Source organism: Thalassovita mangrovi (genome assembly GCF_009857745.1).
Classification (GTDB): domain Bacteria; phylum Pseudomonadota; class Alphaproteobacteria; order Rhodobacterales; family Rhodobacteraceae; genus Thalassobius; species Thalassobius mangrovi.
In genome coordinates this window covers 97,194-124,083 of record NZ_WWEN01000010.1, presented here as the reverse complement: position 1 = coordinate 124,083, position 26,890 = coordinate 97,194, and the positions used below count along the sequence as shown (strand labels likewise).

The 26,890-nt window shown below is 63.3% G+C and carries 25 protein-coding genes and 1 tRNA gene; 11 read left to right on the top strand and 15 right to left on the bottom strand.

What is annotated here, in order from left to right:
- The first annotated feature begins 284 nt into the window (after positions 1–284).
- From GR167_RS18515 to GR167_RS18490, 6 genes are all read left to right on the top strand, one after another.
- A complete protein-coding gene (locus GR167_RS18515; RefSeq protein ID WP_160975220.1) occupies positions 285–1,019 on the top strand; it encodes a TVP38/TMEM64 family protein in 735 nt (244 codons plus the stop codon).
- Entirely contained in the window at positions 1,019–2,434 is a 1,416-nt protein-coding gene (locus tag GR167_RS18510; RefSeq protein WP_160975219.1) for a dihydrolipoyl dehydrogenase family protein, read from the top strand. The genes GR167_RS18515 and GR167_RS18510 overlap by 1 nt, the downstream gene beginning before the upstream one ends.
- Positions 2,435–2,453: 19 nt before the next feature.
- Positions 2,454–3,884: a sensor histidine kinase gene (locus GR167_RS18505; RefSeq protein WP_160975218.1), complete on the top strand. Its 1,431-nt coding sequence runs from the start codon at positions 2,454–2,456 to the stop codon at positions 3,882–3,884.
- A 94-nt stretch (positions 3,885–3,978) separates the two neighbouring features.
- Positions 3,979–4,055, top strand: a tRNA-Arg gene (locus GR167_RS18500).
- Positions 4,056–4,340: 285 nt separating this feature from the next.
- Positions 4,341–7,877, top strand: a complete 3,537-nt coding sequence (locus tag GR167_RS18495; protein ID WP_160975217.1) for a PAS domain S-box protein — start codon at positions 4,341–4,343, stop codon at positions 7,875–7,877.
- 33 nt (positions 7,878–7,910) lie between these two features.
- Positions 7,911–8,288, top strand: a complete 378-nt coding sequence (locus GR167_RS18490) for a response regulator (protein ID WP_160975216.1) — start codon at positions 7,911–7,913, stop codon at positions 8,286–8,288.
- A gap of 16 nt (positions 8,289–8,304) precedes the next feature.
- Here GR167_RS18490 and GR167_RS18485 read toward each other — a convergent pair whose 3' ends face one another.
- Entirely contained in the window at positions 8,305–8,697 is a 393-nt protein-coding gene (locus GR167_RS18485; RefSeq protein ID WP_160975215.1) for a helix-turn-helix domain-containing protein, read from the bottom strand.
- 195 nt (positions 8,698–8,892) lie between these two features.
- Between GR167_RS18485 and GR167_RS18480 the strand changes: the two genes are divergently transcribed.
- Positions 8,893–9,381 (top strand): DUF2938 family protein, encoded by a 489-nt coding sequence (locus GR167_RS18480; protein WP_160975214.1) that lies wholly within the window; start codon positions 8,893–8,895, stop codon positions 9,379–9,381.
- Positions 9,382–9,441: 60 nt separating this feature from the next.
- On the opposite strand, the gene hemE is transcribed toward GR167_RS18480, so the two are convergent.
- Entirely contained in the window at positions 9,442–10,476 is a 1,035-nt protein-coding gene (gene hemE, locus GR167_RS18475; RefSeq protein ID WP_160975213.1) for a uroporphyrinogen decarboxylase, read from the bottom strand.
- A 141-nt stretch (positions 10,477–10,617) separates the two neighbouring features.
- Between hemE and hemC the strand changes: the two genes are divergently transcribed.
- Positions 10,618–11,574 carry a hydroxymethylbilane synthase gene (hemC, locus tag GR167_RS18470; protein WP_160975212.1) on the top strand — a complete coding sequence of 319 codons (957 nt, stop codon included), beginning with the start codon at positions 10,618–10,620 and terminating at the stop codon, positions 11,572–11,574.
- A 93-nt stretch (positions 11,575–11,667) separates the two neighbouring features.
- Positions 11,668–12,027 (top strand): hypothetical protein, encoded by a 360-nt coding sequence (locus GR167_RS18465; protein WP_160975211.1) that lies wholly within the window; start codon positions 11,668–11,670, stop codon positions 12,025–12,027.
- Between the two features lie 64 nt (positions 12,028–12,091).
- On the opposite strand, the gene GR167_RS18460 is transcribed toward GR167_RS18465, so the two are convergent.
- Together GR167_RS18460 and GR167_RS18455 are read right to left on the bottom strand one after the other, a co-directional pair.
- Positions 12,092–12,547, bottom strand: coding sequence for a GNAT family N-acetyltransferase (locus GR167_RS18460; protein ID WP_235916037.1), 456 nt, complete (start codon positions 12,545–12,547; stop codon positions 12,092–12,094).
- A 119-nt stretch (positions 12,548–12,666) separates the two neighbouring features.
- Positions 12,667–13,113, bottom strand: a complete 447-nt coding sequence (locus GR167_RS18455) for a MarR family winged helix-turn-helix transcriptional regulator (RefSeq protein ID WP_160975210.1) — start codon at positions 13,111–13,113, stop codon at positions 12,667–12,669.
- Between the two features lie 83 nt (positions 13,114–13,196).
- Here GR167_RS18455 and GR167_RS18450 point away from each other — a divergent pair, with 83 nt between their 5' ends.
- Entirely contained in the window at positions 13,197–13,649 is a 453-nt protein-coding gene (locus GR167_RS18450; RefSeq protein WP_160975209.1) for a hypothetical protein, read from the top strand.
- 52 nt (positions 13,650–13,701) lie between these two features.
- Here the strand turns inward: GR167_RS18450 and GR167_RS18445 are convergent, their stop codons facing one another.
- The 8 genes from GR167_RS18445 to GR167_RS18410 form a co-directional block, all read right to left on the bottom strand.
- A complete protein-coding gene (locus tag GR167_RS18445; protein ID WP_160975208.1) occupies positions 13,702–14,994 on the bottom strand; it encodes a flavin-dependent oxidoreductase in 1,293 nt (430 codons plus the stop codon).
- An 85-nt stretch (positions 14,995–15,079) separates the two neighbouring features.
- Positions 15,080–16,480, bottom strand: a complete 1,401-nt coding sequence (locus GR167_RS18440) for an FAD-binding oxidoreductase (RefSeq protein WP_160975207.1) — start codon at positions 16,478–16,480, stop codon at positions 15,080–15,082.
- Positions 16,481–16,541: 61 nt separating this feature from the next.
- The gene (gene hpaH, locus GR167_RS18435) at positions 16,542–17,342 is read right to left on the bottom strand and encodes a 2-oxo-hept-4-ene-1,7-dioate hydratase (protein ID WP_160975206.1); all 801 of its coding nucleotides are present in this window, start codon (positions 17,340–17,342) and stop codon (positions 16,542–16,544) included.
- Complete coding sequence (locus GR167_RS18430; RefSeq protein ID WP_160975205.1) at positions 17,339–18,196, bottom strand: fumarylacetoacetate hydrolase family protein; 858 nt, start codon at positions 18,194–18,196, stop codon at positions 17,339–17,341. Before GR167_RS18430 ends, hpaH begins: the two co-directional genes overlap by 4 nt.
- A 69-nt stretch (positions 18,197–18,265) precedes the next feature.
- Positions 18,266–19,246 (bottom strand): 3,4-dihydroxyphenylacetate 2,3-dioxygenase, encoded by a 981-nt coding sequence (gene hpaD, locus GR167_RS18425; protein ID WP_160975204.1) that lies wholly within the window; start codon positions 19,244–19,246, stop codon positions 18,266–18,268.
- Between the two features lie 23 nt (positions 19,247–19,269).
- Positions 19,270–20,121 carry a 3,4-dihydroxyphenylacetate 2,3-dioxygenase gene (gene hpaD, locus GR167_RS18420; protein WP_160975203.1) on the bottom strand — a complete coding sequence of 284 codons (852 nt, stop codon included), beginning with the start codon at positions 20,119–20,121 and terminating at the stop codon, positions 19,270–19,272.
- A gap of 53 nt (positions 20,122–20,174) precedes the next feature.
- On the bottom strand, positions 20,175–21,686 hold the full coding sequence (gene hpaE, locus GR167_RS18415; protein ID WP_160975202.1) for a 5-carboxymethyl-2-hydroxymuconate semialdehyde dehydrogenase: 1,512 nt from the start codon (positions 21,684–21,686) through the stop codon (positions 20,175–20,177).
- Between the two features lie 4 nt (positions 21,687–21,690).
- Positions 21,691–22,074, bottom strand: a complete 384-nt coding sequence (locus GR167_RS18410; RefSeq protein WP_160975201.1) for a 5-carboxymethyl-2-hydroxymuconate Delta-isomerase — start codon at positions 22,072–22,074, stop codon at positions 21,691–21,693.
- Positions 22,075–22,170: 96 nt separating this feature from the next.
- Between GR167_RS18410 and hpaR the strand changes: the two genes are divergently transcribed.
- Positions 22,171–22,626, top strand: coding sequence for a homoprotocatechuate degradation operon regulator HpaR (hpaR, locus tag GR167_RS18405; protein ID WP_160975200.1), 456 nt, complete (start codon positions 22,171–22,173; stop codon positions 22,624–22,626).
- Between the two features lie 6 nt (positions 22,627–22,632).
- On the opposite strand, the gene GR167_RS18400 is transcribed toward hpaR, so the two are convergent.
- The 3 genes from GR167_RS18400 to GR167_RS18390 are packed head-to-tail and all read right to left on the bottom strand — an operon-like array spanning position 22,633 to position 26,884.
- The gene (locus tag GR167_RS18400; protein WP_160975199.1) at positions 22,633–23,877 is read right to left on the bottom strand and encodes a Tm-1-like ATP-binding domain-containing protein; all 1,245 of its coding nucleotides are present in this window, start codon (positions 23,875–23,877) and stop codon (positions 22,633–22,635) included.
- 11 nt (positions 23,878–23,888) lie between these two features.
- Complete coding sequence (locus GR167_RS18395; protein ID WP_370741346.1) at positions 23,889–25,256, bottom strand: aldehyde dehydrogenase; 1,368 nt, start codon at positions 25,254–25,256, stop codon at positions 23,889–23,891.
- Positions 25,238–26,884 (bottom strand): tripartite tricarboxylate transporter permease, encoded by a 1,647-nt coding sequence (locus tag GR167_RS18390; protein WP_160975198.1) that lies wholly within the window; start codon positions 26,882–26,884, stop codon positions 25,238–25,240. Before GR167_RS18390 ends, GR167_RS18395 begins: the two co-directional genes overlap by 19 nt.
- Positions 26,885–26,890 lie beyond the last annotated feature (6 nt).

Genomic DNA, 26,890 nt, shown 5'->3' with positions numbered 1-26,890 from the left:
TCCGTCTCCAATTCAAGGGGGCCTGACAAGCGGATTCGCCGGCCCGTGGTATCCGAAGCCCGTCCTATAGGGGGGAGTTTCCGACAAGTCAAATGCCTGATCGCGCTTTTGCAACAAAAAATCGGGGCAAAACCGCCGGGGCGGCGGGCAAATGTTACAAAAGCCCGGATAGGCGCGAAAAACTCACGTTTTCGCCTATACCGGATCAAGCCGATGTGAAACCCCTGTCCAATCGGCTTTGAAACGCGCATCTTTGCGGTGACATAACAAAAAGCGCCCCGACGATGACCACAGGCCCCGACAAACCTTCCCGCCGCCATCCCGCTCACTATGCCTCGATGATTCTGATCGCCCTGGTGGCGGTGCTGGGGGTGGTGTTCCTGCGCGATTACCTCAGCTTCGATGCCTTGCGGGAAAACCGGCAGGAATTGCTGGCCTTCCGCGATCAGAACTATCTGCTCAGCGTGCTGGTCTTTATGGCCGCCTATATCGTGATCGTGGCCTTTTCGCTGCCCGGATCGGCGGTGTCGACGCTGACCGGCGGGTTCCTGTTCGGCGCGTTCCCCGGCGTCCTGTTCAACGTCACCGCCGCCACCATCGGCGCGGTGGCGATTTTCCTTGCCGCGCGCTGGGGGATGGGCGACCGGCTGGCCGACCGGATGGAAGAAGGCAAAGGCACCATCAAGCGGATCAAGGATGGGATCGACGAAAACCAATGGTCGATGCTGTTTCTCATCCGGCTGGTCCCGGCGGTGCCGTTCTTCGTCGCCAACCTGATCCCGGCGATGGTCGGCGTGCCGTTGTCGCGATTCGTCATCTCCACCTTCTTCGGCATCATTCCCGCCGGTCTGGTCTTCACCTCGGTCGGCGCCGGGCTGGGCGAGGTGTTCGAGAGGGGCGAAAACCCCGATCTGAGCGTGATTTTTGAGCCTGCCATCCTGCTGCCCCTGCTGGGGCTTTGCGCACTGGCGCTGCTGCCGGTGGCGCTGAAGGCCCTGCGCGGCCGGAAGGGTATCTGATGGCACGGATCAAGACCGATCTTCTGGTCATCGGGGCCGGGTCCGGCGGGCTGTCGGTGGCGGCGGGCGCGGTGCAGATGGGGGCCGACGTGACCCTGCTGGAAGGCCACAGGATGGGGGGCGATTGCCTGAATTACGGTTGCGTGCCGTCCAAGGCGCTGCTGGCCGCCGGTCACGCCGCCCACGCGATGGGGGCAGGGGCGGCGATGGGGATCACCCCGGTCGCGCCCGAGGTGGATTATGCGGCGGCCAAGGATCACGTCATGGCGGTGATCGACCAGATCGCGCCGGTCGACAGCCAGGAACGATTCGAGGGCTTGGGCGTGCGGGTGATCCGCGAATTCGGCCGTTTTACCGGGCCACGCACGGTTCAGGCCGGTGATACGGAAATCACCGCGCGGCGCATCGTCATCGCCACCGGGTCTTCGCCGCTGGTGCCGCCGATCCCGGGGCTCGACCAGGTGCCCTATCTGACCAACGAAACCCTGTTCGATCTGCGCGAAAAGCCCGATCACCTGCTGATCATCGGCGGCGGCCCCATCGGGATGGAAATGGCGCAGGCGCATCGGCGGCTGGGCTGCGAAGTGACGGTGATCGAGGGGGCCAAGGCTTTGGCCAAGGACGACCCGGAAATCGCCGCCATCGCTTTGGAGGCCCTTCGGGCCGAGGGAATCGAGATTATCGAGGGGGCCCCTGCCGAACGGATCACCGGCGGGGCGGGGCAGATCACTGTGGAAACGCCGAAGGGGGCGTTCACCGGATCGCACCTGCTGATTGCGGTCGGGCGCAAGCCGAATATCGACAGTCTGGATCTGGACAAGGCGGGGATCGAAGCGACACGCGCGGGAATCACGGTCGACGACCGGCTGCGCACGACCAACCGCAAGGTTTACGCCATCGGCGATGTCGCTGGTGGACTGCAATTCACCCATGTGGCGGGCTATCACGCCGGGCTGATCATCAAGCAGGCGCTGCTCGGCCTGCCCGCGAAGATCGGCACTGCGCATATCCCCTGGGCCACCTATACCGATCCCGAAATCGCCCAGGTTGGGCTGACCGAGGCGCAGGCACGGGAAAAATATGGGCAAAAGCTGACCGTCGCGCGGTTCGAATACGCCCATAACGACCGTGCCATTGCCACGCGGCAAACCAAGGGCCTGATCAAGGTGATGGTGGTCAAGGGGCGGCCCGTCGGCGCCTCCATCGCAGGCCATCAGGCGGGCGAATTGATCGCCACCTGGTCGCTTGCCATCGCCAACAATATGAAAATGGCGGGGATTTCCGCCATGATCGCGCCCTATCCGACCATAGCAGAACTTAACAAGCGCGTTGCGGGTGCCTATTTCTCTCCGAAACTGTTTGATAACCTGACAGTCAAACGGGTGGTGCGGCTGGTGCAGAAGCTGCTGCCCTGACCCGAGCGACGGAGCGCTTATGCTGAATACGCTTTCAGGCCGATTCCTGGTGCTGACCATCATCTTCGTGATGCTGGCCGAAGTGCTGATCTTCGTGCCGTCCATCGCGCGCTTCCGCGAGGATTACCTGCTGTCGCGGCTGGAACGGGCGCAGATCGCGTCGCTGGCTTTGCTGGCCGACGACATGATTTCCCCCGATCTGGAAGAAGAACTGCTGCGTAATGCCGAGGTGTTCAACGTGGTGCTGCGCCGCGACGAGGCGCGGCAGTTGATCCTGTCGGCACCGATGCCGCAATCGATCGGCGATACCTTCGATCTGCGCGACGCCCCCGCCTTCACCCTGATCCGCGACGCGGTGAAGCGGCTGCTGGAACCCGAACCGCAGATCATCCGCGTCATCGGCGATCCGGTGCGCGAAGCCGGGGTGCTGATCGAGATCACCATGGATACCGAGGGCCTGCGCACCGCGATGATCGATTACGGGCTGCGCATCCTGCTTCTGTCGGCGCTGATTTCGGTGGTGACGGCGATCCTGCTGTTCCTTGCCGTGCGGGTGTTCCTGGTCAAGCCGATCAAGGGGCTGGTGCAGCAGATGAAAGCCTATGCCGCCGATCCCGAGGATACCCGCCGGATCATCCAGCCGCAGTCGAGCCTGCGCGAGCTGCACCAGGCCGAGGAGGCGCTGGCGCTGATGGAAACCCAGCTGACCGGCGCGTTGAAGCAGAAGCAGCGGCTGGCGCAGCTGGGCGGCGCGGTGGCCAAGGTCAGCCACGACCTGCGCAACATGCTGACCAGCGCGCAGCTGTTCACCGACCGGATCGAGATGTCCGAGGACCCCGGTGTGAAGCGGATGGCGCCGAAGCTGGTCAATTCGATCACCCGGGCGGTGCACCTGTGCGAATCCACCTTGGCCTTCGGCAAGGCCGAGGAACCGGCGCCGCGGCTGGAACGGGTCTGCCTGGCCGATATCGTCAGCGACGTGATCGACAGCGAAAGGCTGTCGGTGGGCGATCACGACCTGTCCTTTGCCGAGGACATCCCTGCCGACCTGTATCTGCGCGCCGATGCCGAACAGCTTTACCGGGTGATCTTCAACCTGGTGCGCAACGCGCGGCAGGCGATCATCCGGTCGGGCGATTCTGGTGAAATCAGCGTTTCGGCGCGCGAAGACGACGAACACTGGACCATCAAGGTATCCGATACCGGCCCGGGCCTGCCGCCCAAGGCGCAGGAATTCCTGTTCCGGCCGTTTCAGGGCGGCGTCAGCAAGGGCGGCACCGGGCTGGGACTGGTCATCGCGCAGGAACTGGTGCGCGGTCACGGCGGGCAATTGCGGCTGATGGAAACCGGCGACAGCGGCACGGTTTTCGAAATCTGCCTGCCCAAGGGCAGCTTCGGCGACACTTCCCGGAACGGCCATGCCGGTGAACGCGCCGGCCGGCCGGATTGAAAAACGTGAAATCCGAAAGAAATCCGGCGGATCGCAAATTTCTTCAAAAATGCCCTTGCAAAGCCCGGCGGCAAGGTCTAAATCCCGCCTCCACGGACCGATAGCTCAGCTGGATAGAGTACTTGACTACGAATCAAGGGGTCGGGGGTTCGAATCCTCCTCGGTCCGCCACTAAAAACCCGCCGCAAGGCGGGTTTTTTGTTTTCAATCAACATTTTGAAGCCGGGCAAAGCGTCGCGAACCGCACCGCACGAGCGGTTCTACCGGGCGTTGCGGCAGGCCCCCGGGGGCGGGGCGCCAGGTGGTTTTCTCTCGTTTATTAAGGGCTGCGGGGCTGTTTCGGACCCCGCCGGGCGGGTGGTGCTTGCAACAGGCCAGAAGAACCGCCATGGTTTCCTGACATAAAGATCTATCCAGCGGTCAAATTTGAACGAAGCAAGAAACGATCGAAACTACATGACGGACGCGCAGTTTCGGCGCGGCCTGTTCGTGATCACGGCATTGGCGCTGATCCTGCCGCCCAGCATCGGCACCGTGGTGATAGTTTTCGTCGGGGTCTTCCCCTTCCCTGAAATCCTGCATGTCTTCTACAGCTGGAACGGCCTGCATATCCTGTTGAGCAGCGGCCTCGCATTCTGGCTGATCTCGCGCTACGCAAAGTTTATCATTTCAAACGCCAATTCGGTTATTTCGAAGCGGGCGGTGTGGTTGTTGAAAGCCACGCCGTGGCTGCTGTTCGCCTTGCTTTCACTCTATTTCACCGGGGGCATGTTAACGGCAAACCTGTCGCTGCAGGCGATGGGCTATGCCCAGTTCGAGGCGGCGGATCATGCGTTCAGCCTGTTCGCCGCGATCCCGCCGCTGATGATCGTCGCGATGCCTTTGATTTTCGTCCTGACGGATCACCTGGGGCGTTACCTTGCGCCGCGCGGTGTCAGGAGCGTGGTCGCCCCGATGTGGCTTCGGCTGACGGTCCTTGGCCTGTTCACGCCGGTGATGATCGATACATTGCTGATTGCTTACTACTATGACCGGACCGGTTTCTTCCAAATGGAAACCTTTGCCTTGTGGCTGGTGCTGATCTTGATCGCTGGTATCGGCACCTACATGGCCTGGCACAGTTTCAGGCAAAGCCTGAATCCCGTCCATGCCTATCTGGGCGCCGCGGGCGAGCAAGAGGAGACCTCTTTCAACGTCGGCCTGCTGGTGCCCGAGACGCTGGATGAAATCGGCGAGATGATCTCGCGCTGGCGCGGGCTGGTTCAGCGCAAGCAAGCCGCCGAAACCGAATTTCGAGAAAGCGAGCGGCGGCTGCAGAATGCGATGAGCATTGCCAAGATCGGGTATTACGTCTGGGATTTCGAACAGGGCAGAAACGTTTACGTCACGGATGAATTCGCGGCTCTGCACGGCATGACCGTCGATGAATACTTGTCCGAAGCGACAACGGAAGAAGAAGACATCGCCCTGATCCATCCCGACGACCGGGAAAAGTATATCAAGGCCATGTCTCAGCGGCTGCAGACCCGGGAGCCGATCTTTGTGGAGTACCGCATCGTCGGCAAGGATGGCGTCACCCGACATGTCCGCGAAACGGAAACCGCCCCGGAATGGCGGGAAGACGTGCCGACCCAGATGGAGGGCATCCTGCAGGATATCAGCGACTTCAAAGGGATTGAGCAGGAGCTGCGTGAAAACGAAGAACGCCTTCTCAATGCCCAGCGGATCGCGAGAATGGGCGATTTCAGGTGGGACCTGGCGACGAACATCGTGCATCGGTCTGAGGGTATATATCGCGTCTTTGGACGCACCCGCGATCAACTCAGATCGAACCACGATGCCTTTTTGGAGATCACCCATCCTGATGACCGCGCTTTCGTGACCGAGGCCATGCAGGCGGCCATCAGGGGCAAACCCTACAGCTTCGATTTCCGAATTCTGCTTCCTTCGGGCGACATACGTTACATCCATGAAGAAGGCGAACTGGAATGCGACGATGCCGGACGACCCATCGCCGTTTCGGGCACGGCACAGGACATCACCGAGCGACGGCTGGTGGAAAACGAGGTGCGGCGGCTCAATGAGACGCTCGAATCCCGGGTGGAACGGCGCACGCGGGAACTGGAAAAGGAAAAGGAGCGGACCGAGGATTATCTGAACATCGCGGCCGAACTGATCTTGGCGCATGACGAGAATGGCAATGTCACCCTGATCAATGACAGCGGCTGCAAGATGCTCGGATACCGGCGCGAGGAATTGATGGGCCGGGACTGGTTCGATATCTGCGTTCCGGCAGATGTGCGCGAAGCGGTGCGTGAAGAGGTGCGCCTGGACGTTCTGAAGATTAAGGACCAGGGCACAAGTGCCAAAGTGACCCATTTGAACCCGGTCCAGACCAAGTCGGGCGACCGCCTTATGATCAGCTGGCATGATGCCCCCATCGTGCAGGACGGGCGGGTCGTCGGTGTCCTGAGTTCCGGCGAGGATGTGACGGAACGGCTGGCAACCGAAGAAGCGTTGCGCCGCAGCGAGCGCGAAGCGCGGCTGATATCCGATTCTTTGCCGGTGGGGCTGACCTATAATTCAAAGGATCTCATCTACCGGAACGTCAATCCGACCTATGCCGCCTGGTTCGGCAAGACACCCGAAGACATCGAGGGATCGCATGTCAGGGATGTCATCGATCCAAAGGGCTTGCCGTTCATCATGGAGCAGCTCGACAAGGTTCTGGCCGGTCACACCAACGAATTCCAGCGTACGGTGTCCACCGTGGACGGTCCCCGGGAATTCAGCACCACCCAAGTCCCGTACATAACGGATAACGGTGAGGTCGAGGGGTTCATTTCGATCGTCATGGATGTGACGGAACGGCTTGAAGCCGAACGGTCGTTGCGGCGCAGTGAGCGTGAGGCCCGGCTGGTGGCCGATACACTGCCGGTGGGGCTGACCTATTTCTCCAACGATCTCACTTATCGGCGGGTCAACCCGACCTATGCGTCCTGGTTCGGGAAGACGCCGGATGAGATGAAAGGGCACCACGTCCGGGACGTCATCGGTGAACAGGCGATGAACGAACTGTCCGACTTGTTCCAGGCCGTTCTGAGGGGCGAAACGGTCGAGTACGAACGCACGGTCCAAAGCCGGGAGGGGCCGAAGATGCTCGATGTCACGATGGTGCCTTATACAAGAGAAAACGGGGAGATCGACGGTTTCGTCACGGTCGTGCTGGATATGACCGAAAGGAAACGCGCCGAAGCCCATATGCGTCACGCCCAGAAGATGGAATCGCTCGGCAATCTGGCCGGCGGCGTGGCGCACAATCTCAACAACCTGTTGGTTCCGATTGTCGGGCTCAGCCAGATGAGCGCCGACGACCTGCCGCCCGACAGCGCGCAGCGCGAGGTGCTGGAACGCATCCACGGTGCCAGCGAAAGGGCGCGCGACATCGTGGCGCGCATCCTGGCCTTCAGCAGGCAGGAAAAGCCGTCCTTCGAGAAGTTCGAACTCAAGTGCCTTGTCAAGGACGCCCTGGCGCTTGCCCGGTCGAGCCTGCCGCCCAATATCGCGCTCTCCGTCGACATGGCCGAAGGCGATCTGCCGGTCGATGCCGACAGGGTGCAGGTCGAATCGCTGTTCCTGAACATCTTCAACAACGCCGCCGCGGCGATCGGTGCGGCGGCGGGCGGCAGGATCGAGATCAGACTGGGGCAGGAAAAGCTTGGACCCCGACGGTGTCAGCTGATCGATCCGGAACTGCAGGAGGGGCGCTACGCGGCGCTCGTGATCAAGGATAACGGGTCCGGGATGGACGAACATACCCTGGCGCATATCTTCGATCCGTTCTTCACCACGAAGGACGTCGGCGAAGGCACCGGTTTGGGGCTTTCCATGGCGCATGGTATCATCCGCGAACACGAGGGTGCCATCACCGTCGACAGCAAGCCGGGGCGGGGGACCCTGTTCACGATCTACTTGCCGCTGTCAGACGCCTGAAATACGAATCCGGTCGGAATGGAGTAACGATATATGGCCCGAATTCTGGTAATCGACGACGAAGATGATGTGCGCTTCACGATCTCGCACATGCTCGAACGGCATGGCCATGCCGTGACCGTTGCCAGAAACGGGGGCGAGGGGATCGCGAAACAACGCGCGACGCCCTTCGATATCGTCATCACCGATCTGGTCATGCCGGAAAAGGAAGGCATCGAAACCATCCGGGAAATCCTGCAGGAATTCCCCGACCTGCCGATCGTCGCCATGTCCGGCGGCGGCCGCAAGGCCACGTCGAGCTATCTGGATGTCGCCGGGTTCATGGGCGCGGCGGCGACGCTGGCGAAACCCTTCCTGGAAGCCGACCTGCTGACGGCGCTCGAAACCGCCACCCGCGCCAAGGCGCCCTGACCGGGCCGGGCGTTTCTCAGGTCCGCCGCTTCAGGGCCACGCGCATGATGCGCCGGAAGCGTGGGCAATCCAGGTGGCTTTCCGCAGAGCAGGTCATGATGTGGCGAATGCCGTCCCGCAGCACGGTCAGTTGCTTGATCTGATCGTCCAGCGCATCCGCCTTCTGCGCAAGCGCGGCGCGGTCCAGGGCGGGCCGCCCCTCGGCGCCGATCAGCGCGCGGATCTCCGCCAGCGGGAACCCCGCGCTTTGCCCCAGAGAAATCAGCGCCAGGCGCACCGTCACCTCCTCTTCGTACAGCCGTTTCAGCCCCTTGCGCCCCGACGACCGGATCAGCCCGATCTCTTCGTAGTAGCGCAGTTTCGAGGCGGGAAATCCGCTGCGGCGGGACAGTTCGGAAATGTCGATCATGCTGTTGACTTCAAGTTGGCTTGAAGTTGTATCTGCGTCCCCTCATGCGAAAGTCAACGGAGTATGAGGCCATGACCCTTCCGAATACCACCATCCCCCCGCTTGTCCCGCAGCGACCGGCTTGTGCCGTTCCAGCGGCGGGCTTTGCAATGGAAACCGCATTCCGTGCGGCCCCCGGACAGGAGGCGCGGGAAAATGGCTGAGCTGCTTCTGGACGGTTTCGTTGTCGGCATCGGTGCCACCCTGATCATGGATAGTGTCGCCCTGATCCTGAAACAGGCTTTGGGCGTTCAGCCGCTCGATTACGCCCTTGTAGGGCGCTGGGCCGCCTATCTGACGCGGGGCCGTTTTGTTCATCGCCCGATCACGTCCAGCCCGGCGGTCCGGGGCGAAAAGGTGATCGGCTGGGGCATCCATTACCTGACGGGGGTGGTGTTCGCGCTCGCCTTCCTGTCCTGGGCCGGGGCGGGATGGCTTGCTGCGCCCGATCCCGGTGCGGCGCTGGACTTCGGCGCGCTGACCGTGCTGGCGCCGTTTCTGATCCTGCAGCCGGGCATGGGCGCCGGGCTGGCGGCACGGCGCATGCCATGGCCCGGTCTAGCGCGGCTGAGAAGCCTGTTGGCGCATCTGAGCTTCGGGGCGGGAATATGGCTGACCGCGCTGTGCTGGTCCGCCCTGGGCTGAGGCATTGGTTGTCATTGCCGGACGTCCCGCAGTCCGGGACGTCCGTCACGCGATGGCGGCTTAGCCGTTGCGCACCGTGTCGATCATCAGCTGCACATTGTCGGGATCGGCGTCCGGGGTGATGCCGTGGCCCAGGTTGAAGATATGCGGACCCTTGGAAAACGCCTTCACGATGCGGCGGGTCTCGTCGATCAGCTCCTGCCCGCCGGTGACCATGTGGCGCGACGCCAGGTTGCCCTGCACGCAGCCATCGACCTGCACATGTTCGGCGGCCCATTCGGCGGTCACGCTGTCGTCGACGGCGACGCAATCGGCGCCGGTCGCCTTGGCGAAGCCGATATATTTGTCGCCCGCTTCACGCGGGAAGGCGATGACGGGGATGCCCGGGTGGCGGGCCTTCAGTTCCGCGATGATCTTCTTCGTGGGTTCCAGCGCGTAACGGTCGAAATCCTCGCCCTTCAACGAACCGGCCCAGCTGTCGAACAGCTTCACCACCTCGGCCCCGGCTTCGATCTGTTTCGACAGGTATTCGATGGTGCCTGCGGTCAGCAGGTCGATGATGCCTTCGAACACGGCGCGGTTTTCCGCCTTCAGCGCATGCGCCGGGCCCTGATCCTTGGTGCCGCGTCCGGCGATCATGTAGGTCGCCACGGTCCAGGGCGCGCCGGCGAAGCCGATCAGCGTGGTTTCCTTCGGCAGCTCGCCTGACAGGATACGGACGGTTTCATAGACCGGATTCAGCACCTCGTGGATCGCATCCTTGTCCTTCAGCGCGGCCAGTTCCGCCTCGGTCGTGGTGGTGGACAGGCGCGGGCCCTCGCCGGTGACGAACCACAGATCGGCGCCCAAAGCCTGCGGCAGCAGCAGGATGTCGGCGAACAGGATCGCCGCGTCGAAGCCATAGCGGCGGATCGGCTGCAGCGTCACTTCGGCGGCTAGGTCGCTGTTGTAGCACAGTGACAGGAAATCCCCGGCCTGCGCGCGGGTGGCGCGGTATTCGGGCAGGTAACGGCCCGCCTGGCGCATCATCCAGATCGGCGGGGTGGGCAGGGTTTCGCCCGCAAGGGCGCGCAGCATCAGTTTCTGCTCGGACATAGGGTTTCCTTTCGCTTGACAGGGTTCGTCCCCTTCTGGGCGCCGGATGTCAAGCTTTGAGGCGAAAGAGGAACCAAAGGCCGCAGGGCGGGGCGCTTATCGCGCTTGTTTCCGGTCCGAACCGCGTCTAAGCCTAGGCGCATGACTTTGACCCTTCCCACCCCCGCTTCGCCGCTGAAAATCGGCACCCGTGGTTCCCCGCTTGCGCTGGCGCAGGCCTATGAAACGCGCGCGCGCCTGTCCGCCGCTTTCGACCTGCCCGAAGAGGCGTTCGAAATCGTGGTGATCAAGACCACCGGCGACAACCGCGCGCTGATCGCGGCGGACAAGCCGCTGAAGGAAATCGGTGGCAAGGGGTTGTTCACCAAGGAAATCGAAGAGGCGATGATCTCGGGCGCCATCGATATCGCGGTGCATTCGATGAAGGACATGCCGGTGGAACAGCCCGAGGGGCTGCTGTTGGATTGCTACCTGCCGCGCGAAGACGTGCGCGACGCCTTCGTGTCGCTGAAATACGAAACCTTGCAGGACCTGCCCGAGGGCGCCTTGCTCGGCTCGTCCTCGCTGCGCCGCCGGGCGCAACTGCTGAACCGGTTTCCGCATCTGAAAGTGGGCGAATTCCGCGGCAACGTGCAGACCCGGATGCAGAAGCTCGAAGACGGGGTGGCTGACGCGACCTTCCTCGCCATGGCGGGGCTGAACCGGTTGGGCATGGCCGATGTGGCGCGCTCGGCCATCGATCCGGATTACATGCTGCCGGCGGTTGCGCAGGGCGCGATCGGCATCGAGCGGCGCGCGGATGACAGCCGCGCGGCCGAGATGCTGTCGGCGATCCATGATGGGCAGACCGGCCAGCGGCTGGCGGCGGAACGGGCCTTCCTGGCGGCGCTCGACGGGTCCTGCGAAACCCCGATTGCCGGGCTGGCGGAACTCGATGGCAATACGCTGCGCCTGCGCGGCGAGGTGCTGCGCCCCGACGGGTCCGAGGTGATCGCCGAGGACCGCAGCTGCTCCATCGAGGACGGCGCCGAACTTGGCCGCCAGATGGCCAAGGACATGCTGGAACAGGCGGGGCCGGATTTCTTCAGCTGGCGGTGAGCGGGGCTTGTCCCCTAGTTATGCCATGGGCCCTTCCCGGATAGGGGAACAGTGCGTAGAGTGGCGGGATGCTGTATTCACCGCTGTAGAAAAATGACGAAGATTTCACCGCAACCGAGGGTCAGGCTGTCGAAGCTGCGCGATATTGGCTGGGAGCTATGGGATCCGATCGGCTTGTTGAGTTCGGGTAGCATCCGCTCTGGCAAATGGGATGACGAAGCCAACCGGCGTTTCGCCGACGAATATGACAATTACCTGATTTCAGCAGCTTCTCAGCTGCGAAGAGGAATACCCGGCGCGCAGGTTGTCGAATACCTCGTTGAGATTGAAACACAGCATATGGGGCTCGGTGAAAGCCCCAGCACGCGAGAGCGTGGCGAAGCCGTGGTGGCCGCGATCCTAGCCGATGAGAAAATCTGGATATGGCCGGATGAACAGGAGCGGTTTACGTAGGAGAACATCTGCGATGGATCGCGCCGCTTTTTCCACCCTACGGTCGGCTCAGCAACCATCCGCGTCAGGGCACCCATTCATAGAGGGTATCCAGCGCATCCGCCGAAACGGCTTCGAAACAGCAGGAGCGGTAGAACCCGTTCGCGGGGCTGCCGTTCAGCGCCATCAGCCGGATCGGCAGGGTGGCTGCGCGCGCCTCGGCCTTCAGATCGTCGATGACATACCGGCCGATGCCCCGGCCCTGAAACCCCGGGGTGACATAGAGGTGATCGAGATAGAAGTGATCGGCCCGTCTGCGGACGACAAAGAAACCGACAACCGCATTGCCCGCATGAATGATCTTGGTATCGGCGGCATCGAAGCTGTCCAGGAAACGGGCCCTGGCGCGTTCCGGGTCAAACCGCCCGACGGCTTCCAGGCTCGGGCGCATCGCTTCGACGCGAATGGCGGCAAGGCGTTCTGCATCCGCGACGCTGGCGCTTTCAAAGCGGAACTGATCCTGTGCTGAACCGATAGCCATTTCTCATTGCCTCAGCGCGCGCCCCGGAAGGCACTCTTCTTGAGCCTGAACAGCCTTGCAAGCTTTGACAACAGGCGGTTGTGAACCGGACCTGCGGTGGTGCCGCGATGCTGCGGATTTCAGCTTTCACTGCCGTCCTTCTTCCCGCCGGTTTCGACCACCTTTTGCAGCAAGGCGACGAACTGGCGCTGTTCCGCCTCGGAAAGCCCCGCAAGCGCCGCGGCGTTTTCGTCCATCGCCGCAGCGATAGCGGCCCCTTGCATGCCGCGCGCCCGGTCGGTCAGCCAGATCCGTTGCGAGCGCCGGTCGTTTTCGTCCGGCTTGCGGGTGATCAGCCCGTCGCGTTCCATCCGCGCCAGCGTGTTGGCCATGGTCGCCTGTTCGATATCCAGCCGGACGACCAGTTGCTTTTGCGTCAGCCCGTCCTTTTCCCACAGCTCCAGCAGCGCCGGGAAAACGCCGGTGGTCAGACCCAGCGGTTTGATCCGCGCCGCAAGGCCGCGCGCGAAGATGCGGGCGACGTGGTTGACGAGAAACCCCGCCGATTGGTTTTTCCTGAATTCCATGTCGGTTTCTACCACTTGAATAGCAAGCTATGCAATAATATATAGCTTGCTATACAAAATCATGAAACGGATGGAATACGCTCATGACCAAGATCCTTCACCCTGTCGCAGGCACACTTGCCCTGCTGATGATCCTGGGCTTCTGGCTCTCGACCGCCTTGTCCGAACTCTTCGCCGGCGCGGCGACCGTCACCATGGTCAAGGCGCTGGTCCCCTGGGGCTTCCTGATCCTGATCCCGGCGCTGATGACCGTCGCGCTTTCGGGGCAGCGCCTGGGCAAGACCTGGCGCGGGCCGCTGGTGGCGCGCAAGAAGAAACGGATGCCGTTCATCGCCGCCAACGGCATCCTGATCCTGGTCCCCTCGGCGCTCTTCTTGTCCTTCAAGGCGCAGGCGGGGGAATTCGACACGGCGTTCTATGCCGTGCAGGCGCTTGAGCTGTTGGCGGGGGCGGCAAACATCACGCTGCTCAGCCTCAACATGCGCGACGGGTTGCGCATGAAAGGCAAGCTTCGCCGCCCGGCGCGCGGGGCATGAGTCTTGGCGGGAAAACGATAGGCCGGGCTGAAGCCCGGCCTGCATTTTCGTCTCAGGCGTCTTTCGTGACCTTCGCGCCTTCGGGGATCATCCGGTCGGCATTGTTCAGCTTCTCGATGGCGAAGCCCGCGGCGGCCTTGTACTTGGCCATGAACTCGGCGCGTTCCTCGGCCGGGATCACGTCGTCGATATTGTCGAATTCGCCGCCGCAGCGGTCGTCGACCATGTTCAGTAATCCGAACGGTCCTGCGCCGCGGTTGCGCAGGATCAGTTCCGACACCGGGCCACAGAGCTTGTCGTCATAGGCCTGCAACGCCTCCGCCGTCACCCCGTGTTCCAGCATAGCTGCGCCCAGTTCGCGCGCGTCGATCACCGCCTGGCTGGCGCCGTTCGACCCGGTCGGGTACATCGCATGCGCCGCGTCGCCCATCAAAGCCACCGCGCCGTCGCGCCAGGTCGGCACCGGGTCGCGGTCGATCATCGGGTTCTCGTACGCCACCTCGGCGCCGCGCAGCAGTTCGGGCACGTTCAGCCAGTCATATTCCCAGCCGTCGAAATGATGCGCGAAATCCGACAGCTCCACCTGCCGGAACCAGCCGGTGGTTTCATGCGCCGAGGGATCGTCATAGGTGACCTCGGCGATCCAGTTGACCTGCGCCAGTCCGGTGTCCGGGTCGGGATGCGAAATCGGATAGATCACCATCCGGTGCTTATGCGTGCCCAGGCCGACGAAGGAAGACCCGGTGCGGATCGGTTTGGTCAAAGTGGTGCCGCGCCACATCACCGCGCCGCCCCAGTGGATCGGGGGTTGGTCGGGATGCATCTGCGCGCGCACCGCCGAATGGATGCCGTCGGCGCCGATCAGGATCGCGCCGGTCTCGCGCGTCACCGTGCCGTCGGTGTGCTCAATAATCGCCGTCACGCTGCCGTCGGCGTTGTTTTCGTAACCGGTGACGCGCTGGCCCAGCCGCACCGCGTCTTTGCCTGCGCGTTCTACGAATTTGGCGTAAAGCAGCATGTGGAACTTGCCGCGATGCACCGCGTATTGCGGCCAGTTGTAACCGGCCAATTCGCCGCGCGGTTCGGAATAGATGTCGTTGCCGTTCAGCCCGACCAGCGCCCATTCCCTGGCCGGAACGCCGACCTGATCAAGATCGTCGGCCCCGATGCCGAGGTCATAAAGCTCGCGCACCGCGTTGGGCTGGATGTTGATGCCCACGCCCAGCGGGCGCAATTCCTGCACAGCCTCGAACACAAGGCAGGGGACGCCGATCTGTTGCAGCGTCAGCGCAAGCGACAGCCCGCCAATGCCGCCGCCGGCAATCAATACGAGGGGGTGCGACATCTGTTTTCCTCCCAGATCAGACATGGGCGGTTTGTAACAAGACATAACTATCTGCGGAAGGGGCATTTAGCCCCGATCCGCACCGTCAGGGCAGCAGCTTGCCGGGGTTCAGAATTCCGTTGGGGTCGAGCGCGGCCTTGATCGCCTTCATCGCCTGCAGCGCGACGGGGTTCTTGCGCCTCCGCATCGAGGGCAGTTTCGACGTGCCGATCCCGTGTTCGGCGGAGAAGCTGCCGCCCATGGCCAGCACTTCGTCCTCGACCGCCTCCATGATCGCGTCATGCACCTGCGGGTCCTGGCTGGCGGGCCAGACGGTGTAATGCACATTGCCGTCGCCCAAATGCGACACGATGATCGGCTCGGCGCCGGGATCGACCTTGGGCAGCACGGTTTCCATCCGCTCAAGGAAGGGCGCGACCTTATCCAGAGGCACGGCGATGTCGTTGACCACGACCGGGCGGCGCGACATGGCGATTTCGGCGGCGGCTTCACGGCGTTCCCACATTCCGCGCCGCTGCGCTTCGTTCTGCGCTACCACCGCATCCAGCAGCATGCCTTCCTCGAACATGCCGGCCAGCACCTGTTCCAGATAAGCGGCCACCGGCACCTGGCCGTCGGGGCCGGGGGTGCAATCGCGCGGCGCGGTGGCGCCGACCTCGACCAGGATGTTGACGTCCTGCGGGTCCTCGAAGGGTTCGCGGGCATCCGGTTTGATCTGGCAATAGACCTCGACATGCTTGCGCGGCATGTATTCGAAGGCTTCGACCGCGCCGCCGGTTTCCTGCTGCAGCCGGTTCAGCAGAACCAGTGCGTCGGGCAGGGTGGGCACGGCCACCATCGCGGTGGCATAGGCGCGCGGTTTCGGGTGCAGCTTCAGCACCGCGGCGGTGATGATGCCCAAGGTGCCCTCGGCCCCGATCAGCAGGTGCTTCAGGTTATAGCCGGAATTGTCCTTGTGCAGCTCGCTCATGATTTCCATGACCTCGCCGTTGGGCAGCACCGCCTCGATCCCCAGCACCAGGTCGCGGGTATTGCCATAGCGCAGCACGTTGGACCCGCCTGCATTGGTCGACAGGCAGCCGCCGATCATCGCCGATCCCTTGGCGCCGAAGGTCAGCGGGAAAATCAGATCCTCCGCCTCGGCGGCGTCGTGCAGGTTGGACAGGATCACGCCTGCCTCGACGATGGCGATGCGGGATTCGGGGCGGACCTCGCGGATCGCGTTCATTCGGTCCAGCGACAGCATCAAGGCACCCTCGGCCCGCGTGCCGCCTGACAGGCCGGTATTGCCCGACACCGGCACGATGGCGGTGCCGGTCCGGTTGGCCCATTTGACGATCTGCGCCACTTCGCCCGTGTTGGCCGGGCGTACGACCGCCAACGGATTGAACTGATAGGTGCCGGTCCAGTCCTGCGACCATCCGGCCAGGTCGGCCCCGGTCAGGGCGTAAGCATCGCCCACGATTGCGCGCAGTTCGTCGATCATCCTCGTCCTCCCTCAAGGTCTTGCCAAATGACGCATATTCGCGGGCAATGGCAAGGGGGCTTCAGGCAAAGCTGATCGACACCTGCCCGAACGGGCCGAAATCGGCCTCGACCCGGCAACCCGACGGCGCCTCGATCGGACGGATGAAACTGCCCGACAGGATCACCTGACCGGCCTCGATCTTTTGGCCATACTGCTCCATCCGCCGTGCCAGCCAGACGATGCCTTCGATGGGATCGTTCAGCACCCCGGCGCCCAGCCCGGTTTCCTCGACCGCGCCGTCGCGGCTGACGATGGCGCCAACCCAACGCAGGTCGAAAGCGTCGATCGCGTGGTGGTCGCGGCCCAGAACCAGCCCGGCATTGGCGGCGTTGTCGGAAATCGTGTCGGTGATGATCCGCGTCTTGCCGCTGTCCGGATCGGCGCGCAGGATGCGGGTGTCGAGGATTTCCAGCGACGGCACCACGTAATCGGTCGCCGCGATCACGTCGTCGCGGGTCACGTCCGCGCCGGACAGCGGTGCTTTCATCACGAAGGCGATCTCGGCCTCGATGCGGGGCTGGATGAACCGGCCCGCGGGCACCGTGCCGCCGGTGTCGAACAACATGTCGTCCATCAAAACGCCGCTGTCGGGAATGTCGATGTTCAGCGCCTGCTGCATCGCCCTCGATGTCAGCCCGATCTTCCAGCCGATCACCTCGCGTCCCGCCTCGCGGCGCGCCTCGACCAGCGCCGCCTGCACCGCATAGGCGTCGTCCATCGTCATGCCGGGATATTGCAGCGACAACAGGCCGATCTGCTGCCCCGTCTGTTCGGCCTGCCACAGCGCGGCGGCGGCTTGCTTGTGCTGATCCGGCGTCACGCCTCGTCCTCCACCGTGTTGCGCAGGATGCCGATGCCGGTCGCTTCCACCTCGACCACGTCGCCCGGTTTCAGGTAACGCGGCGGATCGAACCGCGCGCCCGCCCCGGTGGGGGTGCCGGTGACGATGATGTCGCCGGGCACCAGCGTGGTGAAGGTGCTGATATAGGCGATTTCCTCGCGGATCGGGAACATCATGCGCGACAGCACATCGTCCTGGCGCAGCTCGCCGTTCACCCGCGTCTGTATCCGCGCCTCATCGAGCTGCGCCGCATCGGTGAAGGGAACCAGCCACGGGCCGATCGCGCCGGACCTGTCCCAGTTCTTGCCCTGCGTGACGTTGAACTTGGCGTGGCGCACCCAGTCGCGGATCGTTCCCTCGTTGCACAGCGTCAGCGCGGCGATGTGGTCGTAGGCGTCCTCCGGCTTGATCCGCCGTCCTTCCTTGCCGATCACGATGGCGACTTCGCCCTCGTAATCCAGCGTGTGGTTTTCCGGCGGCCGGATCAGCGGGCAATCATGACCGGTGAAGCTGCGCGGGAAACGGGGAAACAGCGACATGTGCTTGGGCTGCGCGGTGCCGTCCTTGTATTCGGCGTTGCGGTCGGGGAAGTTCACGCCCACGCAGATGATCTTTTCGGGCGCGGGCACCGGGATGTCATAGCGGAAAGACCCGTTGGGGTGGGTCACCGAACGCCCTGCCGCTGCCTCTTGCAGCCGCGTCAGACCGCCCGCCGCGATCACCTCGCGCAAGCTCGGCCAGTCGGGAAAATCGGGCGACAGGGCGATGAACCCATCCTCGACCACCGCGCCGTAAAACTGCTGCCCCTCGGCGCTCACCGTTGCGAATTTCATCTCGATCCCCTGTCTTCTTCTTGGCAAAAATACTCCCGCCGGAGGCGTCCCGCCCCCGGCAGCCCGCGCTTACGGTGCGATGATCGGCTGCGCCTTCATCTTGGACTCCCGCAGTTCGACGCCTTCAAAGCTGCTGCCATGTTCGAACCAGCTTTTCGGCGCCGGCGCCCCCCACAGGGTTTGCCGCTGCGGGTCCTTCAGGTCCCATTTGATTGGCTCCAGGTCCGGGTCCACGGTCTGGTAATCGGAACAGTAGATTTCGATCCGGTGGCCGTCGGGGTCGAGGATGTAGAGGAAGAAGGCGTTGGAAATCCCGTGCCGCCCCGGGCCGCGTTCGATGTTGTCCAGATACCCGGTGGTGCTCATCAGATCCAGCAGGTCGATGATGTTGAGCGGCGTCGGCACCCAGAAGGCGGTGTGGTGCAGTCGTGGGCCTTTGCCATTGGTGAAGGCGATGTCGTGGATGCCGCCCTTGCGATGCATCCAGGCGGCCCAGAGGTTCCCGCTTTCCTCGTCCTCGGTGTATTCGGTGACGCGGAAACCCATTTCGTTATAGAAGGCGACGCTGTCGTCCACGTTCGGGCTGAAGCAGTTGAAATGGTCGATGCGAAGCGGCTTCACCCCGTGATAGAGCGCGTATTTCTGATGGATCGGTTCCAGCCGGTCCATCTTGAAATAGAATTCCATCGGCGCGCCGAACAGGTCTGTCGTGCGCAGGGTGCGGCCCTGATAGGGGCGGGTCACCCAAGCCACCGGCAGGCCCCTGGCCGCGAACCAGTCATGCGCCTTGTCCAGGTCGTCCTCGGAATAGACCTTGTAGGACAGGTAATTCACCTCCGCCGTCGCGCCCTTGCGCAGCACCATGCAGTGATGGCCGCGTTCTTCCATCGCGCGCAGGTAAATCACCTGGTCGTCCTCGTCGGTGACCTGCAGGCCCAGAGTGTCGACGTAAAACGCACGCGACGCGGCCAGGTCGGTGACCATCAACTCCACATGGCTCAGCCGGACGATGTTGAAGGCCGGATAAAGGTTCGGGGCGGGAATGGGCATGTCTGCTCTCCTTCGGGGCCCGGTTATACCGGGAAAATCACATTGGTCTGGCCGGTGCCGGAGCTGGGGAAATACTCGGTCACCACTTCGCATTTGCCGTCATACTTGTCCCAGCCAAGCGCGCCGTAAAGCATCGCGGTGTCGTGCATCGATCCTTCGCCGCAGCAGAACTGCGCGTAATCGCCCAGCATCTTCAGGAAGGTCGCGTGGTCGCCGCGTTTCCACATGTCCAGCACGTGCAGGTCCATCTGACGGTTGAATTCGGAACTGATGGTGAAGGTGCCGTTATTGGCGGCGTAATCCTTGTTGGCCCAGATCTTGTGGGACAGGCTGCCGCTGGCGACCAGCAGCACCTTGCTGTCGCTGGCCTCCACCGCTGCGCGGATCGCCTCGCCCACCACGCGGCTTTCGTCGTGACCGTGCACGGTGCACCAGGCGGCGATCGATACCACCTTCATCTCGTGTTCGCGGCTCATGAAGCGCATCGGCACTAGCGTGCCGTATTCCAGTTCCAGGCTGTCGAGGTGATGCGACAGGGTGAACGCACCCCGGTCGCTGGCAGCCTTGGCGATGGCATCGCCCAGTTCGGGGTTGCCGTCATAGCCATAGGGCAGGTCCTGGATGAATTGCGGGAATTCGTTCGAGGTGAACAATCCCTCGAACCGGCTGTTGGCGTTGATGTGAAAGCCTGCGTTGATCACCCAGTGGGTGTCGCAGATCACCACCGTGTCGGCGCCAAGCGCCTTGGCGCGCCGGGCAATTTCACGGTGCCCGTCGATGGCGGCCTGCCGCTTGCCCTTGATCGGGCCCTCCTGTTCCGACATCAGCATGGTCGGAACATGGGTCATCTTGGCGGCAAGAACGATTTCTCCCATCTGTCTTCCTCCTCCTCGAAGAAACTTTTCGCGCGTTTCCTAGGGCAGCCGGTTCAGGCGCCCAGCCGGGGGATGCGGTGCTGGCCGGTGGCCAGGCCGATATGTTTCTGCTCCATGTAGAATTCGAACGACCAGTCGCCGCCGTCGCGGCCGATGCCGCTGGCCTTGACCCCGCCGAAGGGGGTGGGCAGGTGGCGGACGTTTTCGCTGTTCACCCAGATCATCCCGGCCTCGAGCTTCTCGGTGAAGCGCAGCGCGCGGGTCAGGTCGTTGGTCCAGACATAGCCGGTGAGCCCGTATTGAACGCCGTTGGCGATCTCCAGCGCCTCTTCCTCGCTGTCGAACGGGATCGCGGTCAGCACCGGGCCGAAGATTTCCTCCTGCGCGACGCGCATGTCGTTGCGGGCCCCGGTGAACAGGGTCGGACGCACGTAATAGCCCGGTTGGTCCAGCGCTGCGCCGCCCGCCGCGACGGTGGCGCCGTCGGATTTGGCGATGTCGAAATAGGAACAGACCTTGGCGAAATGGGTCTGGTGAATGAGCGGCCCGATTTCGGTGGTCGGGTCCAGCGGATGGCCGACCTTGATCCTGTTCACCCGCTCGATCAGCTTGGCGGTAAATTCCTCGGCGATGCTCGATTGCACCAGCAGCCTAGAGGACGAGGTGCAGCGTTCGCCGTTCAGCGAATAGATCATGAAGATCGCCGCATCGAGCGCGCGGTCCAGATCGGCGTCGTCGAAGACGATCACGGGGTTCTTGCCGCCCAGTTCGAAATGCACCCGCTTCAGCGTGTCGGCACCCTGTTTCATGATCATCGAGCCGGTTTTCGATTCCCCGACGAAAGCGATGGCCTTGATGTCGGGATGTTCGGTCAACGCCTTGCCGGCGTCTTCACCAAAGCCGTTGACGAGGTTCCACACGCCCGGCGGCAGGCCGGCCTCCTCGGCGATTTCCATCAGGATGCGGGCGGTCACGGGGCTGAATTCGGCCGGTTTGTGCACCACGGTGCAACCCGCCGCCAGCGCGGGGGCGATTTTCCAGGTGCTGAGCATGAAGGGCGTGTTCCACGGCGTGATGACCCCGATCGGGCCGATCGGCACCCGGGTGGTGATGTTCATCAGCGTGGCCGAAGGCAGGTGCTGCCCGTCGCGCGCGGACGGTGCGCGGTCGGCGAAGAAACGGAAATTGGCCGCCCCGCGCAAAGCCGCCTTGGACATGAAGCGCAGCGCCTGCCCGGTGTCCCAGCATTCGCACAGCGCGATTTCCTCGGCCCGCTCGACGATGCCGTCGGCGATCTTGTGCAGGATCTTCTTGCGCTCATTCGGGTCCATGTCGCGCCAGGCCGGGAATGCGGCCTTGGCGGCCTTTGCCGCGGCGTCGATATCGGCGGCGCCGGATTTCGCCACAGAACAGATCAGGGTTTCGTCCACCGGCGAATGGTTGTCAAACGTTGCGCCGCTTTTTGCGGGTCGGTCCTCGCCCCCGATCCGGTTCAGGACGCCGCTGTCGCGGAACCGGGCCAGATAGCCTTGCAGCTTGTCGATATTGGCTTGAAGATCGGACATGGGGTCAGCCTTTCAGATGATCGCGGATGGTGCCGGTCTTGGGCGCCAGTTCCGGGTCGATGTCGCGCATTTCCATCGACAGGGCGATGGAACGGGTTTGCATCAGCGGTTTCAGGTAATCTTCGGCGGCGGCGAACAGGGCGGCGGTGGCGGATTTGCGCGCCTCCAGCGTACGGCCGCCGCGCAGACGGACAGAAATGTCGATATAACCGTGCTTGGGGTCGCCGTCGGCGATGCTGACATGGTCGGCGCGGAAAGCCCGCACCCGGATGCCAGCCATCGGGAAGACACCGGTGTCGATCGCCGTGCGCCGGATCAGGTCGCAGAACCCGGGCCAGTCCACCGCCTCTTCGAGGTTGGCGGAATAATCGATCATGAAATGGGCCATATCTTCTTCTCCTCTTAATTAACATGTTAATCAAATAGAGGGCGCTGCGTCAACCCTTCGGCTTGCCGTTTAGAAAAAACGAGGGCACACAAGGGTATGGACACGCACCGACCGACACCGCCGGATACGAATCGATCCCTGCCGATCGCCCTGTTGCGGGCGCGCGAAAAGGTGATGGGGCCGATCCGGCAGATGCTGTCCAACGCGGGCGTCACCGAACAGCAATGGCGCGTGTTGCGGGTGCTGGACGAAAAGGGCACGCTGGACCCCACCGAAATCGCCGACCGGTCCTGCCTGTTGCTGCCGTCTCTGACCCGCATCCTGCAGACGCTGGAAGGCAAGGGCATGGTGGCGCGCGCGCCGCATCCGACCGACCGGCGCAAGCAGCAGATTTCGATCACCGATACCGGCCGTCAGCTGATCCTCGACAATATGGCGGAAAGCCAGCGGTTGAACGCCTGGCTGCGCGACGAATTCGGGCCGGACAAGCTGGACGCGCTGCTGGACCTGCTGAACGAATTGGACGCGCTGGCACGGGATACCGGCGCGTAGGATTTTTCAGGAAACCCCTTCCGGCACGATCCCCTCTGCCACCCACTGATCGAAGATCGCCAGCACTTGTTCGCTGAACGCATCGTCGTTGATGTGGCAATCGAGGTCCTCCAGCGTGACGTTGGCCGGGCAGGCCGCGCGCATTTCGCTGCAAAACGCCGCCAGCCCCTCGGCATCGTGCAAAGGCGCGCCGGGGCGGTCCCATTCGTTGCCGCCCTGATTGGGCAGCAGGAAGGTTGTGGGGCCAGTCGCCGTGGACAGCTTGTCGGCCATCAGCCGCGCCACTTCGCGGCGCTCCTCGGTGCTCAGCAGGACCGAGGTTAGCAGCCGGTTATGGGCATGCGCCTCGCGCCCCTGCAAACGATCAGGCAGCGGTTGCCAGCCGATCAGGTCGACGAGGTCGTAACAGGCGGGGGCCACCATCTGCGGGATGCCTTTCAGTCCGGCATTGGTCATCCGGTCGGCGCCCGCCGAAATGCCCGACCCCATCATGTGATTGCCGACCTCCTGCGTGGCGAAATCCATCACGCAGGCAAACGCGCCCTGTTCCGCCAAAGATTCGAACGCTCGCCCGCCCATGCCGGTGGCGTGGAACACGGCGACCTCGTAACCGCGTTGTTCCAATGCGGGTTTCAGCTTGACCATGTAATGCAGGATCGTCTTGCCGAAACTGGTCATGCCGATCAGAGGCCGGTCGCGTTTTGGCGGCTCCACCGCGCGGGCGGCGCCCAGAACGGCGCCCGCCGCCTGGGACAGCGAGGATTTGCAGACCGAATTCAGCCCGTAAAGCCCGCCTGCCCAGAGGATCATCTGGATGTCGGCGGCCAGCCGTTCGGGCGGCAGCATGGCCGAGAAGCTGACCGTCGAAACCACGAATTTCGGCACGCCCAGGGGCAGCGCCGAACACAGGTCCAGCGCCAGGTCGGTGCCCATGGTGCCGCCCAGGACGATGGCGCCGTCGATCTTGCCCTCGGAATGCAGTTGCGCCGCCATTGCTGCAGCGCCCTTCGCCATGATCTGCATCGCGACGTTTTCGTCACCACTGTCGATGGCGGCCTCGATCGAACTGCCGCCCACCTGCGCCACATCGTGTTTCGACACGTCCGTCGGCGCCTTGGGATCGCCCAGCACGCTGACATCCATGGTCAGCACGCCACCGCCCTGACCCCGGATGCAATCGGCCAGATAGGACAACTCGTCATCCTTGGTGTCATAGGTTCCGGCGATCAGGATGGTCTTGTCTGCACTCATCGTCTTCCCCGTCACAGCTGAATCCAGGCGGTTTTCAAATCGGTGTATTTATCCAGCGCATGCAGCGATTTGTCATGCCCGTTGCCCGACTGTTTCACGCCGCCCAGCGGCACCGTATTGTCGGCGCCGCCATAGGTGTTCACATGCACCACGCCCGCGCGGATGTCGCGGATCATGCGATGGGCGCGCGACAGGTTGCCGGTCCAGACCCCGGCGGCCAGCCCGTAATCGGTGCCGTTGGCGATCTGTACCGCCTCTTCCTCGGTCTCGAAGGGCGTGACGGCCAGGACCGGGCCGAACACTTCTCGCTGCGCCAGTTGGTGGTCGGGCCGGACCCCGGTCACGATGGTCGGTTCCATGTAATAGCCGCCCGAGCTTTCAAGGATGCGGCTGCCGCCCAAGGCAATCTCGCCGCCTTCTTTCACGGCATCCGCGACGAAGCCCAGGTTGCCCTGCAGCTGGGTGTCGGAATTCACCGCGCCGATCTGGCTGGAGAGGTCGAGCGGATCGCCCACCTTCAGCGCCTTGGCGTGTTTCGCCATCAGGGCGACGAAATCGTCATGGATCGACCGTTCCACCAGCAACCGCGATCCGGCGACGCAGACCTGCCCGGAGTTGCGGAAAATCCCCATCGCGGATACCTTCGCCGCCTGATCCAGATCGGGCGCATCGGCAAACACCACGTTGGGCGACTTGCCGCCCAGTTCCAGATAGACCCGTTTCAGGTTCGACCGCGCCGAATATTCCAGAAGCCGCCGCCCGGTTGCCCCCGACCCGGTGAAGACCAGAACGTCGACATCCATCGACAGCGCCAGCGACTCGCCCGTCACCCGTCCCTCGCCGGTCACCACGTTCAGCACGCCGTCGGGCAGGCCCGCCTCGGCGCAGATCTCGGCCAGCCGCAAGAGCGACAGCGATGCGGTTTCGGCCGGTTTCAGCACCACCGAATTGCCCGCCGCCAAGGCCGGGGCCAGTTTCCACGCGCCAATCATCAGCGGGAAATTCCACGGCACGATGGCGCCCACCACGCCCACCGCTTCGCGATGCACCAGCCCCAGAACGTCGGGTGCGGTGGGGGCGATTTCGCCGTAAACCTTGTCGATCGCTTCGGCGTAATAGCGGAAGGTGCCCGCCGCCGATCCGGCCTCGGCCTTCAGCGCCATGCCGATTTCGGTGCCGTTGTCGCGCACGCCCAGCACCGTCAGCGCCAGCGCTTCGCGTTCGATGATGTCGGCGATCCTGTGCAACACCTTCTTGCGCGCGGCAGGGGCCATGCGCGACCAGCGCCCGTCCTCGAACGCCGCGCGGGCCGCGGCGACCGCGCGGTCCACGTCGGCCGCCGATGCGCTTTCAATCGTGGTCAGCTTTTGTCCGTCGATCGGCGAGACAACATCGAGCGTTCCGCCCTGCGCTTCTTGCCACGTTCCGCCAATATAAAGCTTCTGCGGCGGGACAGCTGCGCGCCGATATGTGTCGATGAGTGCTTGGTCGACCATTTGGCCTCCTTCAGTTCCTTGTGGTCCGCCCAGGCGCGGCGGACATGCAGGGCAAGAACGGCGATGATCAGCAGGAACAGGATCACCGCGATGGGACGCAGCGAGGCGTCATCGCCGCGCCCGTCCATGAAGAAATCGGGGAAGGTTTTGACCCGCGCCATCCCGGCGCGCAGCTTGACCTCCATGATGCCGCCCAGAACCATGCCGAGGATGATCGGCACGATGGGCAGCGACAGGCGTTTGAGGATGAAGCCCAGCACGCCGAACAGCGCCGCGATGACGCAATCGGTCACCGAATTGCGCAAGCTGTAGACGCCGACGAAGCTGAGCGTCAGGATAGCCACGCCGAGGAAACGGTTGGGAATCTTCACCACCTTGATCAGCTGGTTGGTGGCGAACAGCAGGAACACCAGGACCATCACGTTCAGGATCAGCAGCGCGAGGTAGAGCGCGACGACGAAATCCATCTGGTTTTGGAACAGCTGCGGCCCCGGCACCACGTTGTGCACGTAGAACACCGACAGCATCATCGCGGTCAGCGCCTCGCCCGGGATGCCGAGCGCCAGAAGCGGCACCATCGCGGCGGCGGGCACCGCGTTGTTGGCGGTCTCTGCCGCGATCAGCCCCTCGGAGGATCCATGCCCGAAATCCTCGGGCCGTTTCGAGGTCTTCTGCGCATAGGTGTAGGACATGAACTGAGCGGTGAATTCGCCCACCCCGGGGATCATTCCCATCAGTACGCCGAAACTGGCCGACACGCCCGCCACGCGCGGGTGGCGCGCCAGTTCGCGCAAGCCCTGGAACAGCCCGCCCTTCAGGCGGTTGATCCGGGTTTTCTCATCCTCGCCCTGCAGCAGGAAAAACGCCTGTGACAGGGCGAACAGGCCCAGCACCACCACGATCAGGTCGATCCCGCCGGACAGGAAGGATTGATCGAAGGTGTAGCGCTTGGAATATTTCACCGGCTCCAGCCCGATGGTGTTGATGAAGATGCCAAAGCACGCCAGCGCGGCGGCGATCAGCGTCTGCCGCCGATGCGCGGTGACCACCAGGATGATGCCCAGCAGGGCGGCCAGGAAAATCTCGCGCGACCCGAACATCGGCGCGACCTTGGCCAGAACGGGGGAAAACAGCATCAGGCAGATCACCGAAAAGATGCCGCCGAAGAAGGACGCGGAATAGGCCAGCGATATGGCCCGGCGCGCCTCGCCCCTCGTCGTCATCGGGAAGCCGTCATAGGTGGTCAAGGCGTTGACCGCCGTGCCCGGTGTATTGATCAGGATCGCCGGGATCGCGCCGCCATACATTGATGACCCGTAGATACCCAACAGCACCGTCAGCCCGACGATCGGGTCCATCGAAAAGGTGGCGGGCAGCAGGATCGCGATGGCGACGGCGGGGCCGACGCCGGGGATGGCGCCGATCAATACCCCGCCGACCGATCCGGTCAGCAGCGCCAGGACAACGTCCCAGCGGGCAAGGATATCAAGGCCGGAAAGCAGAAGGTCCATCAGGTC